The sequence below is a fragment of the Gallibacterium salpingitidis genome (genome assembly GCF_001678495.1).
GTDB lineage: Bacteria > Pseudomonadota > Gammaproteobacteria > Enterobacterales > Pasteurellaceae > Gallibacterium > Gallibacterium salpingitidis.
In genome coordinates this window covers 51,382-66,332 of record NZ_JTJL01000057.1, presented here as the reverse complement: position 1 = coordinate 66,332, position 14,951 = coordinate 51,382, and the positions used below count along the sequence as shown (strand labels likewise).

Genomic DNA, 14,951 nt, shown 5'->3' with positions numbered 1-14,951 from the left:
TTGCGATACAGCCTTTTCCATATAAGTGAATAGCGTAGATTTATTCCAACACTTTCCCTTTTAATTCTGGAACTAAGAAGAAAGTGGCGAGCATATCAATAAAGTAGATAAGTGCTAAGAAAGCAATCGCAAATTGGAATGAATAAGCAGAAACTAAAGCACCAACTACCACAGGGCCAAAACCACCTACGGCACGACCAATATTAAACAGAACATTTTGTGCAGTGGCACGTGCTTTAGTTGGATAAGCTTCTGACATCAATGCACCATAACCGCCCATCATACCGTTTACGAACATACCTAAGAATGCACCTACGATTAACATCAATTCTGGTGTAGTGAGTTGTGAATAAAGTACAACACTGATGATTGCCCCTAATTGGAACAGTAAGAAACTTGGTTTGCGTCCAATACGATCAGCAAGTTGGCCAAATAACCAAATTCCAAACATCATTCCTAAGATAGTAACCGCAGTCCAGATGCCTGATTTAGTTAAACTAAAGCCAAGTTGTTTAGAAAGATAATTTGGTAACCAAATCATAATACCGTAATAGCCGAAGTTTTGTACTGAAGTTAATACCACCACACCAAGGCTTACTTTGCAGGTTGCTTTATCTTTGATTAATTGTTTGAATGAGTTAATGATTGAAGTTTGAGTTTGGCTTGCTTGTTTTTTCACGAATAATTCGGGTTCATGTAGGTGTGAACGTAAATACCAAGCGACGAAAGCAGGAATAATACCGACCATAAACATCCCGCGCCAACCAATATGCGGTAATAATGCTGGTGTCAATAATGCAGCGCCTAATACGCCAACTTGCCACCCAAGTGCAACATATGCAGAAGCTCTGGCACGATGTCTCGCTGGCCATGCTTCAGCAGCTAACGCCATTCCGATACCAAACTCACCACCTAAACCGATACCAGCGATAGTACGATAGATCAAGAGATCCCAATAACCTTGAGCGAAAGCACATAAACCAGTGAAAACTGCAAAGAGTACGATTGTCCAAGTTAAGACTCGAATGCGTCCAAAACGGTCGCTTAATGCACCAAAAATAATACCACCAGCAACAGCGCCAATTAATGTCCAGGTAACTAAAGAACCAGCTTGTGCAGGGGTAAGAAGAAGATCGGAGGAAATTGCGGTGAGCATAAAGCCCAAAATAAGAAGATCAAAGCCGTCCATTGCATAACCGACAGCAGAACCAAGCAAGGCTTTCCAGCCATACGCATCAACTTTTTGTTTCATAAATTGTCCTTTGTTGCTCACTGGCAACTTGATTAACTGTAAGATAGCTTCCTGCCTCACTGGGCAAAAATTGGCTAATTTTAGGCAGATTTATAGCGTTATGCAAGAGGGGAAAAGTAGAAGTTGATGAATAAAATATGGCTATCTTGTGGTATCAATCAGATAGCCATATTTATCAATAATCGTTAGGCTTTAGCTTTATTGGTAAAACCGACATAAATACAAAATGCAAAACCAATAAGCACCACATATGGAGTAAATTGGCTAACACCAGCACCAGAAGCAGCTAAAGAGAAATTATGTGCGGCAGCAGCGCCTAATAACATTCCTAAGATAAAGAGTGCTGAATCATTGTCACCTTCACCAAGATGTACTAATTGCTTACCTGGGCAACCACCACCTAAGGAGAAACAAAGCCCGCATAATGCCATAGCGAGGAAATTCCATAAATAATCATTATGCGCAAGCGGTTGTTTTTCAAAACCTAAATTAAATTGTCCTAAGATAACGTTGGTAATGATAGTAAAGACAATTAAGGCAAGAACACCATTTAATAAATAAGCGTCGCGGAATAACACAAAATTACGAAATGCGCCAATTGAGCAAAAACGGGATTTTTGCATGAGCACACCAAGAATTAATCCACCACCTAAAGATAACCACAGGTTGGCATGTTGTGAAGCTGGGCCTTTTTCCGAGAAAAAGATTGGCAAATTTTCACCAAAACTAAATTTCGTAATCAGGAAAATAAAGAGTACCGCAACGAATAGAATAGGAATTAAGCCAGAGGTTGTACTTTGTTCAGTGGATTTTCCTAAAGAGAATCCTCGATTTGCAAAGAATATACCGCCAAGTACACCAGCGAATAGGCCAGCAATTCCAGCAATAGCAGTTAAGTCACCACCACCTAATCGTAAAAAGGCACGCCAAGGACAGCCAAGAAAAATTAATGCACCAAGCATAGCAAAGAAGCCTAGCATAATTCGGGTAATTGGGGCAGAACTAGCACGAGGTTTAAATTCTTTGGCCAAAAAAGCACTGATTAAGGCACCAAAAACTAAACCGATAAGTTCTGGACGGATATATTGAAGTGGAACGGCTCGATGTAGTCCCAAAGCACCAGATGTATCGCGTAAGAAACAAGCAGCGCAGAAACCCATATTACCAGGATTGCCTTCGTAGGTTAGAAGTGGAGCAATGATACCAAGTGCAGCACCTGCAACCACAGGCCAAGTGAAAACTTTCATAATTAGACCTTTGTGATATCAGAAATTTATAGAATTGAAATGTCTTTAATGACAATTAAAGACAAAAAAAGTATAGGGTAAAATCTAACCAAGTAAAGTTGCAGCTTTTAAAAGTTTGAATCGTATCAAAAAAATAAAGGTACCACATAAGTAGTACCTTTCAACTAAGAATGAAGTTATTTATTGTCCTCTAAAATATCAACACGTCCACCGCTATGTTGCCAACGATTTTTTCGACTTTCTGTCCATCCGTCCATACTTTTATTAATTGCCTCTTGTTCTTGTTTAGATAGTTTATTCATTTCTTTTTTAGCTGGATCAGTGAGTTTAGTATTTTTAATCGCATTATAAATGGTTGTATAAGCTTTCTGTTGTGATTCAAGTGCTTTAGCTCCTTCACCTTGACCACTATAAGCTTCTTGGATGGATTTGTTGATATTTTCGATATTTAAAGCTTTGCTATTGTGAACCTCTGAGGAGGCAGTGTCTGCAATAGCGTGTCCACATAGAACAGAAAATCCGATTAAAACGGTGAATAATTTAGTGTTTAGCATATTTATCTCCATAATTAACAACACAACAGTGTGAGTGAACAAAAAATAAAGAAAAACAGATATACAACAATAATGAGTTTAAATCGAATATCCTTGTTGTTCAATTTTTATTCATCAATTGTTTTGATCTAATAAAAAATCCTCACCTTAAAATAGATATAAGGAAAGGATTTTCATTTAATGATATTTAATGGAAACAATGATTTATCGTTTCCAATTTTTCAGCGCATCAGCAAAAACATTACCCATTGTTGATGATGAGTGGTTTGATCTTTTTGCTGGTTTCGCCTTGTGCTCGGTGTTTTCATTGCGAGAAGTTTGTTCATTTAAGCGCATTGTCAGTGCAATACGTTTACGAGCAACGTCCACTTCTAATACTTTTACTTTGACGATATCACCTGTTTTCACTACATCATGCGGATCTTCAACGAATTTATCACTAAGCGAAGAGATATGTACTAAACCGTCTTGATGCACACCAATATCAACGAATGCACCAAAGTTAGTAACGTTTGTTACGGTTCCTTCTAAGATCATACCGACTTTAAGATCGCTAATTTGTTCAACACCTTCTAAGAAAGTTGCGGTTTTAAATTCACCACGTGGGTCACGTCCCGGTTTTTCCAACTCTTTTAGAATATCGGTAACCGTTGGTAAACCAAAACGTTCATCAGTGAATTGACTCGCATTTAGCTGACGAATAGTGCTGGTATTGCCCATCAATTCAGCGAGTGATTGTGTCGTCGCCTGTAAAATCTTTTCAACCACAGGATAAGCTTCTGGGTGTACGCTAGAGGCGTCTAGCGGATTGTTACCATTAAGAATACGCATAAAACCAGCACATTGTTCAAAGGCTTTTGGTCCTAAACGTGGTACTTTTTTCAGTTGTTCACGATCAGCAAAGCGACCATTTTCATCACGATAAGCAATAATATTTTGCGCTAGAGTTTTCGTCATTCCAGCAACACGTGCCAATAATGGTGCAGACGCAGTATTTAAATCAACGCCAACCGCATTTACACAATCCTCAACAACTGCATCAAGTTTGCGTGCCAGTTGTGACTGATTGACATCGTGTTGATATTGCCCAACACCAATCGCTTTTGGTTCAATTTTTACTAATTCTGCTAATGGATCTTGTAAACGACGAGCAATCGATACTGCACCACGCAATGAAACATCTAATTGTGGAAATTCTTGTGCGGCAAATTCAGAGGCAGAATAGACGGATGCACCAGCCTCACTCACTACGACTTTTTGCGCTTGCCAGTCAGGTTTAGCTTTTAAAATTGCCGCAACAAAACGTTCAGTTTCACGTGAAGCTGTACCATTACCAATTGCAATCAGCTCAACATTATATTTCTTACCAAGTTGATAAATGGTCGCTGCTGCTTGTGCTTCTTGCCCTGTGTGAGGATAAATGGTTGCAGTGTCGAGTAATTTCCCTGTGTTATCGACTATTGCAACTTTTACTCCTGTACGTAAACCCGGATCGAGCCCCATCGTATTTTTAGCGCCAGCTGGTGCTGCCATTAATAAAGCGACTAAGTTTTTCGCAAATACATTAATTGCTTCTTCTTCGGCTCTTTCTCGTAACGCTGCCATTAATTCTGTTTCTAAATGTAGGGCAACCTTAATTTTCCACGTCCAAGCAACAACTTGCTGACGCCAGCTATCTGCCGGCTGACCAGTAAATTGTACGTTTAAATGTTGGCGAATAATCTCTTCACAATAACTTGCTGCTGTTTCTTCTTGTTCAGGATCGGCATTTAATGCCAAGGTGAGAATTCCTTCATTACGTCCACGCAACATTGCCAAAGCACGATGTGAAGGCACATTTTTTAATAATTCGTGATGGTCAAAATAGTCGCGGAATTTCTCTCCTTCTTCCTCTTTGTCCGCAATCACTTTAGCAACAATTTCTGCATTATTACTTAAATAAGTACGTACTTTTGCTAATAATTGTGCATCTTCCGCAAAACGTTCCATTAGGATATATCTTGCCCCGTCTAATGCAGCTTTGCTATCAGCAACGCCTTTATCAGCGTTGATATACTCTTGTGCAGCGGTTTCAGGATGATGATCCGGTTGTTGCCAAAGGAGATCGGCAAGCGGTTCAAGACCAGCTTCAATCGCAATCTGTCCACGAGTACGACGTTTCGGTTTATAAGGAAGATAGAGATCTTCAAGCTCAGTTTTGCTTTGCGTGCTTTCAATTGCTTGACGTAGCTCATCAGTGAGTTTGCCCTGTTCTTCAATCGATTTGAGAATAGTTTGGCGACGATCATCTAGCTCACGCAAATAAATTAAACGAGTTTCAAAATGACGTAATTGAGTATCATCAAGTCCGCCAGTAACTTCTTTACGATAACGAGCAATAAAAGGAATAGTGTTGCCTTCGTCTAATAAGGAAATAGCGGCAAGAATTTGCTTCGGCTGAACACTTAGTTCATCTGCAATAATTTGGCTAATAGTCTGATTTAACATAGTTTTACTTCATCAAAAAAATCACCGCACAATTATAGGCGGTGATTGGTGAAAATGAAAAGGAAGAATTGTAGTAGTTATTGTGTAGAGTATAAATCTATTATTTTTCGCAATAGCGTTTATATAAGGCGATGATTACTTCTCTCACAACATTTTGCTGTGCTTCTGGTAATGCTAAGAAGTGATTAAATAATGCTTTATCTTTATTATCAGATAATTTTTCCCAGCGATATTTTTCTAATGGGCTGGAGCGACGAGCCTCACCTTCTTCTAATTTTTCTAATGTTTCGTTAGACACAAAAGTAGTTAGCGCTACATTAAGCCATATAGCCAATGTACGCAATTTATCTAAGCGAGGAATACTCTCACCCCGTAGCCATTTAGCTGCAGTATGTGGAGTAATTGGAGTGCCACGATAACGTAAATTAAACTCCCGCTCTAGAACATTACCTCTTGCTTGATAACCTTTAGCAATCAGTCCTTTCTTTAGCGTGTCTGCAAAACGTTGTTTGTCACGTTGGTAATGAAGTGCTTTTTCGTCTTTTTTCATAGTTGCGAAAGCTATCATTACCGCATAAAAAATTGTAACTAGTATTGATAAAAGTTACTTATTGATCAAAAATAATTACAAAATTATTTTTATTTTATTTTTGATAAAAAAGAAAAAATAGCTTTTCATGGAAAAACAAATAGTTTCAAAACAACGTGTCACAGATTATGGTGAAGTCTATACTCGGGAACGAGAAGTCAATGCAATGTTGGATTTAGTCAAGCTACAAACACAATCTCTTGACGCAACATTTCTAGAACCTGCTTGTGGCACAGGAAATTTTTTGATCGAAATCTTACGTAGAAAATTAGTTATTGCAGCACAAAATTATCAAGGAAAAGGCAGACGCATTGCACCACGTAGTCAAGTTTCCTATGAACGAGATTTAGTATTGTCTGTGAGTAGTTTATATGGAATTGAGTTACTGCCCAGCAATGTACAACATTGTCGTCAGCGCTTATTGGATTACGCAATACAAGAATACACAAAGTTATTCCCCACAACGATAAAAGCAGAATGTCTGGCAACATTAGAGTGTTTATTAACCTTAAATATTGTGCATGGCAATGCATTAACAATGGAAGTCGAAAAAACACGAGAAGTTTCGCCTATTGAATATTTGCCAGTAACACAACAAGAGTATGCCAAAAAAGCCATTATTTTTTCTCAATGGAGTTTTATTAATGCACGTAAAGTGAAACGTGTGCAATTTCTATATTGGGGATTAGTGGAGAAACAGTACCGAACAGATGGTGATAATCAAACTAATGCTGCTTTACCTCACCCTTACCGTTCCGTCTATCAATCGAGTGTTTGTGATTTTTTAGAGATTGGTGAAACTTATAAGGAAGAATACCGTAATGAACAAGCAAAATTACAATCCTGATGTGCTTTCTTGTATTGCAAATTTATCGAGTGATGAAGTGTTTACTTCACCACAGCTTGCTAACCAATTATTAGATTTATTACCACCAGAATTGTTTTGTGATCCGAATAAGACTTTCCTAGATCCTTGTAGTAAGTCAGGTGTGTTTTTACGGGAAATTGCTAAACGATTGATTAAAGGGCTTGAATCTTATTTTCCAGATTTACAGCAACGATTGAATCATATTTTTACTCAACAACTTTTTGGTATTGGTATTACTGAGCTAACCGCACAATTAAGCCGCCGTAGTCTATATTGCTCACGTCATGCCAATGGAGAATATTCTGTTTGTAATGCGTTTTCTGAGCCAGATGGCAATATTTTCTATTCTAGGTTAGCCCATCAATGGGAAAACGGACGCTGTGTAGAATGTGGCGCTAGTCAGGAAGTGTATCAACGTGAAACAGATTTAGAAAGCCATGCCTACCATTTTATTCACTCTTATAGTCCTTTTTTTGAACAGTATAAAGATATGAAATTTGATGTCATTATTGGTAATCCGCCGTATCAGTTAAGCGATGGTGGTGCCCAGGCGAGCGCTCGTCCAATTTATCACCTGTTTATAGAACAAGCGAAAAAATTACAACCTGAATATTTAGTAATGATTATTCCAGCTCGTTGGTATGCTGGTGGTAAAGGTCTTGATGATTTTCGAGCCACAATGTTACAAGATCAACAAATTCGTCAATTACACGATTTTTCAAATTCACAAGATTGTTTTTCAGGTGTAGAGATTAAAGGTGGAATTTGTTATTTTCTTTGGCAAAGAGGATATAAAGGTAAATGTAAAGTAGTTAATTATGAGAAAGGAGTTGGGACTACGGAAAGGAATCGCTATTTACAAGAAAGAAATCTTGATATTTTCATTCGTAGTAATCAGGCAATTAGTATTTATCATAAAGTACGAATATTTAATGAAGATAGTTTTGATAAATTTATTAGTCCTAGAAAACCATTCGGATTTGCAACGAATTTTAAAGGTTATCCATTATCAAAAGAAAATACTGTAAAAATTTATGTGAATAAAGGTATACGATTTGTTAATCGTACTCAAATAATTAAGAATCAAGAATGGATCGATAAGTATAAAATATTTATTACTCGTGCATATGGAGCAGGAGAAGGATTTCCTCATCAAATTTTAAATATTCCTTTTTTAGGTTTACCAAATACATGTTGTTCTGAAACATATTTGGTAATTGGTGCTTTTGATAATGAAATAATAGCTAAAAACGTAATGTCATATATTCAGACTCGATTTTTTCGTTTTATGGTTATGTTAATTAAAAATACACAAGATGCACCTCAGCGTGTTTATCAACTTGTCCCAATGCAAGACTTTACCCAATCATGGAATGACCAAAAACTTTATGCCAAATATGGCTTAACAGAAGATGAAATCGCCTTTATTGAATCAATGATACGACCAATGGAGGTGAGCGATGGCGAATAATTATCTATCACCTTTACAGCAACCAAAAATTTATGCCTATAGCGATAGCCGTTATCCTAATATGCTGAAAGTAGGCTATACCGAGCGAGATGTAGAAACACGAATTGCTGAACAATATCCGATTAAAACACCAAGTAAAAGTTATCAAATTGTTATTAATGAATTGGCTGTGCGTGAAGATGGATCCTATTTTAATGATTATGAAGTACATCAAACCTTGCAAAAAATGGGTGTTAAACGTAGTGAGGGTGAATGGTTTGTATCGGATCGTGAAACAGTAATGGCGGCGATTATTGCAGTACGCAATCGTAAAATGCCACAAAAAAATCGTATTTTTGATTTTGCGATGCGTCCAGAACAACAAGCTGCAGTAGCACGAACAAAAGCTTATTTCACTTCCTTTAGAAACGATCCGAAGAATAAAAATAAAGATCCTAAATTTCTTTGGAATGCCAAAATGCGGTTTGGTAAAACATTCGCCACTTATCAATTAGTAAAAGAGATGAATTGGCGTAGAATTTTAATCCTCACTTTTAAGCCTGCGGTAAAAACTGCGTGGCAAGAGGATTTACAACGACATATTGATTTTACGAATTGGCAATTTATTGATAAACAAAATATTGACCAAGCAGAGATATTAAAAAAGAGAAGTGAGCAACTTAATAAACCAATGATCTGTTTTTTATCTTTGCAAGATTTACATGGTAGAACATCGACTGGGAAAATTAAGGCTCGTAATCGTTGGATTTATGAAATTAATTGGGATTGTGTAGTATTTGATGAGTATCACTATGGTGCGTGGCGTAACAAGACCAAAGAACAGTTTGATGATGGCGAGCTGAATACTGAACTAGCTGATCAATTAGCATTTGAAGAAGAAATTCTAGGATTAACGCCGTATCATTACCTTTATCTTTCAGGTACGCCATTTAGAGCTTTAAATGATGGTGAGTTTATTGAGGAACAAGTATTTAGTTGGACTTATAGTGATGAACAACAAGCTAAAATTGATTGGGGTAATAAACCAAAAAATCCTTATTTAGCGTTACCGAAAATGGTCATGATGACCTATCAAATGTCAGAAGATTTACGTCGTGTAGCAGAAAAAGGGGAAAATAACGAATTTGATTTAAATGAATTTTTTGCTGCTAATGGTGATGGTGAACAAGCACAATTTAAATATATTAATGAAGTGCAACAATGGTTAAATTGGTTACGTTACGGTGGAGAGCAACATCTAGTACATATTGGTGTTGAGAAACCACCGATGCCATATAGTGATGTGAATTTGTTAGGTAATTTATTGCATACCGTTTGGTTTTTACCTTCGGTTGCAGCTTGTTTTGCAATGCGAAACTTATTAGCACAACCGCAAAATCAGTTTTATCACGACTATAAGGTTGTAGTTGCAGCTGGTAGCCAAGCTGGCATAGGTGAAAATGCGTTACCACCAGTACGTAATGCAATTGGTGATAATCCATTGGAAAGCAAGAGCATTACCTTAAGTTGTGGAAAATTACTAACAGGTATATCAATTCCGGAATGGTCAGGGATTTTTATGCTATGTAATTTGAAAAGCCCTGAAACTTATTTCCAAGCTGCATTTCGTGTACAAACACCTTGGACAATGCGAGATGATCAACAACAAGAAATAGTGATTAAAGATTATTGTTATGTTTTTGATTTTGCACTAAATCGTGCATTAGCACAGATCAGCGAATATAGTACACGTTTAAATCCAAAAGAGAGTAATCCGGAAAAACAAGTTGCAGAGTTTATCCATTTCTTACCTGTATTATCTTATGACGGCGGTTCAATGAAACAATTTAATGCAGCAGATATTTTGGATTATACCCTTAGTGGGATTACCGCAACTTTGTTAGCACGACGTTGGGAAAGTGCAATGTTGGTAAATGTGGATAATGATACCTTAGACCGCTTGCGTAATAACCCAGAAGCGATGGCAGCATTACAAAAAATCGAAGGCTTTCGTTCATTAAATCAGGATATAGCGACTATTATTAATCGTACGGAATCAGTGAAAGAGAAAAAGAGAAATGCGATTGCTGAGGAGCGTGATCTGACTACGAAAGAAAAGCAAGAAATTAAAGAGGAAGAAAAAGAACGGCAATCATTGCGTAAACAAATTCAGGAAAAACTGATTAAATTTGCCACTCGTGTGCCAGTATTTATGTATTTAACGGATTTACGTGAGCATAGTTTACGAGAAGTGATAGAAGAGTTAGAGCCTGATTTATTTTTATCTGTTACGGGTTTAACGCAAAGAGATTTCCAATTATTAGTAAATTTGAATGTATTTAATCAATCGCAAATGAATGATGCTGTGTATAAATTTAAGCGTTATGAAGATGCAAGTTTGGAATATACAGGTATTAGAAAGCATCACGAAAATTTTGTGGGAGGCTATGATACCGTAATTACGCAATCAGAATATATGCATCTAAATTAACGAATAACTGGCTCAATGACTCATTGAGCCAGTATAACGATTACTCTTTATAAACAATTCCCGAATTGGCTTCAAATTTTGAAATATCAATTGGTGAGTTTTCTTGGAAGTAAGCTTTTAAACTGTCAGCATCAACGTAACCGGTATTAACATAGGTTGGGTTGTTGGTAACGACAGGATAACCATCACCACCGGCTGCACAATAACTTGGTACGGAAACGCGATAAACTTTCTCTAAATCTAATGGTTTTCCATTAATTTTGATGTCAGATACTTTTTTCGCCTTGCGATCCACTGTCATCGTGATACCGGAAAATTGTGGGTAAGCACCAGAATCGACCTCTTTTAATGCCACAACATTTAAGTAGTCGATTAAATCTTTCCCTTTCATTTCAAAATAACTGATGATATTGCCAAAAGGTTGTACGGTAAGGATATCTTTGTAAGTCACTTCGCCAGCTTCAATTGAGGCACGAATACCGCCAGAGTTCATAATGCCGATATCAGCTTTTGCTCGTTCAGCTTGTGAGCGTGCGATTAATTGACCGAGATTGGTTTGATGGAAACGGATCACATCGCGATCACCTTCTAAGCGTCCATTTACACTACCTACGACTTGATTAAGTAATTTGTCGCCTTTGTCTTGGTAAGTTTGTAAATGGGCTAACAGTTTTGCATCAGCTGGGATTTCTTCTTGATAAAGCACATACTCGCTAGAACCATCGGCTTTTTTCACTTTATGCTTAAGATTGATTGGAATAAGTTGGTATTTCTCAAGAGTCAGTTTGCCATTTCTGAAACTGAAATCAGCACGACCAAGATATTTTCCCCATTCGCCAGCTTGCATAATCCAAGTCGCTTTTTCTAATAGAGGTTGACAGCTGTCACCTGGTTTGAATTGAGCATTGAAGCTACCGTCAGCATTAATACATACAGTGTCATGAGTATGTCCGCCAATCAGAATATCAAAGGCGCCTTTTGGTAACTCTCTAACCATAGAAACATCGCCAGGTGCGTTAGAACCATATTGTGCATTATGGTAGTAGCCCATATGGGTCAAGGCGATTTTGAGATCAGGTTTTTCTTTTTGATCTAATGTTTTGAGAATGTTTTTTGCTGCTTCTGCAGGACGTTCAAATTTTACTGCTGAGATAAATTCAGGATTACCCAATTTGGCAGTATCTTCGGTGGTTAAGCCAACAACAGCAATTTTTAAGCCTTGCTTGTTGAGTAAGGTGTAAGGTTTAACTAATAGTTTGCCGGTTTTTTGATTGAATACATTGGCTGCTAAGAATGGGAATTTTGCCCATTTTTCTTGCATTTCTAATAATTGTAATGGGTTATCGAATTCGTGATTACCTAGGGTTAAGGCTTCATAGCCCATCATATTTAAGGCTTCAATATCTGGTTTTGCATTTTGTAAATCGGATTCAGGAACGCCAGTATTGAAATCACCAGCATTTAACAAAATTACTGAACCACCTTGTTTTTTTACTTCAGCACGAATACGGTCAATTAATGTTTTTTGTGCTGCTAAACCATATTCACCATTTTTATTTTGCCAATAATGACCATGTAAATCGTTCGTGTGCAGAATAGTGAAATGATAAGTGTGGTCTTTTTGATAGGCATAGCCAAAAGATGAAACTGCAAGAAGAGAGGTTGCCGCTGAGAATTTAAGTAGATTCGCCAATTTCATTGATGTTCCTCCATTGAAGTAAATCAGCAAGTTCTATTCTAAGCAACAAATTAACTGAAAAAAAGAGAAGTTTTATCAATAATATAGTGTGTTATTTTTCCGATATAGATAATACATAAATGATATGAAAATCTCTTTAATCATTGAAACTAAAATAAGGCAATGATTGATTTTTCTGGAAAAAACGGTAAAATTCTACGGCTTTTTGTACAGATGTTTTTTATCTAAAAAATATTTTGCTACAAAAACAACAAACGCCCCTACTTCGAACGGGGTTTTCTTTTTTTACTATCAATATTTTAGAGGAAGGTTATGGTAACCATTCGTTTATCTCGTGGCGGAGCTAAAAAACGCCCATTCTATCAAATTGTCGTTGCAGACAGCCGTTGCCCTCGTGATGGCCGTTTCATCGAACGTATTGGCTTCTTCAATCCAATCGCTTCTGGTAAAGCAGAACGTTTACGTATCGATTTAGATCGCGTAAATGATTGGGTGAGTAAAGGCGCATCTTTATCAGATCGCGTTGCTTCTTTAGTAAAAGAAGCTCAACAAGCAGCTTAATTTAGAACAACGTAGGTGGTTGTAATGGAACAGCAAAAAATCGGTGTCGTAGGTAAACTTGGTTCGACTTATGGTATTCGCGGTTGGTTGCGTGTTTATTCTTCTACCGAATATGCAGAAAGTATTTTTGATTATCAACCATGGTTTTTGAAAATTAAAAACCAATGGCAACCAGCGGAAATTGAGGGTTGGCGTCATCATAGTCAGGATTTGATTGTGAAATTGAAAGGCGTTGATGATCGTGAACAAGCGCAAACATTAGCAAATATTGAAATTGGTGTTGATTTGAACCAACTTCCTGAATTGGAAGATGGTGATTATTACTGGCACGATCTTATTGATTGTGAAGTTATCAATCTGCAAGGTTATCATATGGGTAAAGTGACAGAATTGATGGAAACAGGTTCCAATGATGTATTAGTTGTGAATGCGAATACAAATACAAAAGATGCTTTCGGCAAACAAGAGCGGTTAATTCCGTACATTGATACAGTAGTTAAAAGAGTAGATCTCAGCACCAAAGTTATTGAGGTGGACTGGGACGCTGGTTTCTAACCTCAGGAAGATCCTGTTGGCTTAATGAACATTGAGGTATCCGTATGTGGATTGGGGTAATTACGCTTTTCCCAGAAATGTTTAAAGCTATTACAGAATTTGGGGTAACAAGTAGAGCCATAAAGCACAATCTCCTGCAAGTGCATTGTTGGAATCCTCGTGATTTTACTCACGATAAACATAAGACGGTTGATGATCGTCCTTATGGTGGTGGTCCGGGAATGTTAATGATGGTACAACCGTTAAGGGATGCCATTCAGGCAGCAAAAGCAGCGGCAGGTGAGGGAGCGAAAGTGATTTATCTTTCGCCGCAAGGACGAAAACTTAATCAAGCGGGTGTCGAACAGTTAGCACAAAATCAAAAAATGATTTTAGTTTGCGGACGGTATGAAGGCATTGACGAGCGTGTGATTGAAACCGAAATTGATGAAGAATGGTCAATCGGTGATTATGTTCTTACCGGTGGAGAGCTGCCAGCAATGACATTAATTGATGCAGTTTCACGATTTGTTCCGGGTGTATTAGGAAAACAGGCTTCAGCAGAAGAAGATTCCTTTGCAGACGGTTTATTAGATTGTCCGCATTATACACGTCCAGAAGTGCTTGATGGATTAACAGTACCGCCAGTATTGATGTCTGGCAATCACAAAGAAATTCGTAAATGGCGTTTAAAACAGTCATTACAACGAACGTGGTTACGCAGACCTGAGCTATTAGAAAGCCTAGCTCTGACTGACGAACAAAGGTTGCTGTTGCAACAAGCTCAACAAGAGTATCAACAGCAAAAGAAATAGATTCAGTTACATCTAGGATAAGGTAATTTATTATGAGTAACATTATTAAACAACTTGAACAAGAACAATTAAAACAAAACGTACCTAGCTTCCGTCCAGGTGACACATTAGAAGTTAAAGTATGGGTTGTTGAAGGTAGTAAAAGACGTCTGCAAGCGTTCGAAGGCGTGGTTATTGCGATTCGTAACCGCGGCTTGCATTCAGCATTTACCTTACGTAAAGTGTCTAACGGTGTTGGCGTTGAGCGTGTATTCCAAACTCACTCACCAGTTGTTGACAGCATCGTAGTTAAACGTAAAGGTGCCGTTCGTAAAGCTAAACTTTACTACTTACGTGAACGTAGTGGTAAGTCTGCACGTATTAAAGAACGTTTAAATTAATCGATTCTTTCTCTAAAGCCCTTG

12 protein-coding genes and 1 pseudogene are annotated in these 14,951 nt (G+C 37.6%); 7 read left to right on the top strand and 6 right to left on the bottom strand.

Translation table 11 applies throughout. The features are described 5' to 3' along the window. Positions 1-40: 40 nt before the first annotated feature. The 5 genes and pseudogenes from QS62_RS10025 to QS62_RS10005 all read right to left on the bottom strand — a co-directional run bounded on the left by QS62_RS10025 (position 41) and on the right by QS62_RS10005 (position 6,090). Positions 41-1,252 carry an MFS transporter gene (locus QS62_RS10025; protein WP_066109640.1) on the bottom strand — a complete coding sequence of 404 codons (1,212 nt, stop codon included), beginning with the start codon at positions 1,250-1,252 and terminating at the stop codon, positions 41-43. A gap of 185 nt (positions 1,253-1,437) precedes the next feature. Further along, positions 1,438-2,499, bottom strand: coding sequence for a YedE family putative selenium transporter (yedE, locus tag QS62_RS10020; RefSeq protein ID WP_066109637.1), 1,062 nt, complete (start codon positions 2,497-2,499; stop codon positions 1,438-1,440). A 176-nt stretch (positions 2,500-2,675) separates the two neighbouring features. Then, positions 2,676-3,053: a hypothetical protein gene (locus tag QS62_RS10015; RefSeq protein ID WP_066109632.1), complete on the bottom strand. Its 378-nt coding sequence runs from the start codon at positions 3,051-3,053 to the stop codon at positions 2,676-2,678. 320 nt (positions 3,054-3,373) lie between these two features. Continuing rightward, positions 3,374-5,540 (bottom strand): annotated as a pseudogene (locus tag QS62_RS10010) (Tex family protein); the annotation flags it as partial. A gap of 100 nt (positions 5,541-5,640) precedes the next feature. After that, entirely contained in the window at positions 5,641-6,090 is a 450-nt protein-coding gene (locus QS62_RS10005; protein ID WP_066109627.1) for a hypothetical protein, read from the bottom strand. A 127-nt stretch (positions 6,091-6,217) separates the two neighbouring features. Between QS62_RS10005 and QS62_RS10000 the strand changes: the two genes are divergently transcribed. From QS62_RS10000 to QS62_RS09990, 3 genes are read left to right on the top strand one after another with little or no spacing between them, the layout of a single operon-like run. Continuing rightward, the gene (locus QS62_RS10000) at positions 6,218-6,976 is read left to right on the top strand and encodes a DNA methyltransferase (RefSeq protein WP_066109624.1); all 759 of its coding nucleotides are present in this window, start codon (positions 6,218-6,220) and stop codon (positions 6,974-6,976) included. Continuing rightward, on the top strand, positions 6,951-8,468 hold the full coding sequence (locus QS62_RS09995) for an Eco57I restriction-modification methylase domain-containing protein (protein ID WP_066109618.1): 1,518 nt from the start codon (positions 6,951-6,953) through the stop codon (positions 8,466-8,468). Before QS62_RS10000 ends, QS62_RS09995 begins: the two co-directional genes overlap by 26 nt. After that, positions 8,458-10,938, top strand: a complete 2,481-nt coding sequence (locus tag QS62_RS09990; RefSeq protein ID WP_066109615.1) for a DEAD/DEAH box helicase — start codon at positions 8,458-8,460, stop codon at positions 10,936-10,938. The genes QS62_RS09995 and QS62_RS09990 overlap by 11 nt, the downstream gene beginning before the upstream one ends. A gap of 40 nt (positions 10,939-10,978) precedes the next feature. Here the strand turns inward: QS62_RS09990 and ushA are convergent, their stop codons facing one another. Further along, positions 10,979-12,637 (bottom strand): bifunctional UDP-sugar hydrolase/5'-nucleotidase UshA, encoded by a 1,659-nt coding sequence (gene ushA / locus QS62_RS09985; protein ID WP_066109612.1) that lies wholly within the window; start codon positions 12,635-12,637, stop codon positions 10,979-10,981. Between the two features lie 312 nt (positions 12,638-12,949). Between ushA and rpsP the strand changes: the two genes are divergently transcribed. The 4 genes from rpsP to rplS are packed head-to-tail and all read left to right on the top strand — an operon-like array spanning position 12,950 to position 14,927. Then, positions 12,950-13,198, top strand: coding sequence for a 30S ribosomal protein S16 (rpsP, locus tag QS62_RS09980; RefSeq protein ID WP_066109609.1), 249 nt, complete (start codon positions 12,950-12,952; stop codon positions 13,196-13,198). Between the two features lie 24 nt (positions 13,199-13,222). Continuing rightward, the gene (rimM, locus tag QS62_RS09975; RefSeq protein WP_066109607.1) at positions 13,223-13,753 is read left to right on the top strand and encodes a ribosome maturation factor RimM; all 531 of its coding nucleotides are present in this window, start codon (positions 13,223-13,225) and stop codon (positions 13,751-13,753) included. A 44-nt stretch (positions 13,754-13,797) separates the two neighbouring features. Beyond that, positions 13,798-14,547 carry a tRNA (guanosine(37)-N1)-methyltransferase TrmD gene (trmD, locus tag QS62_RS09970; protein ID WP_066109604.1) on the top strand — a complete coding sequence of 250 codons (750 nt, stop codon included), beginning with the start codon at positions 13,798-13,800 and terminating at the stop codon, positions 14,545-14,547. Between the two features lie 32 nt (positions 14,548-14,579). Then, entirely contained in the window at positions 14,580-14,927 is a 348-nt protein-coding gene (rplS, locus tag QS62_RS09965) for a 50S ribosomal protein L19 (RefSeq protein WP_065238727.1), read from the top strand. The last annotated feature ends 24 nt before the right edge of the window (positions 14,928-14,951 follow it).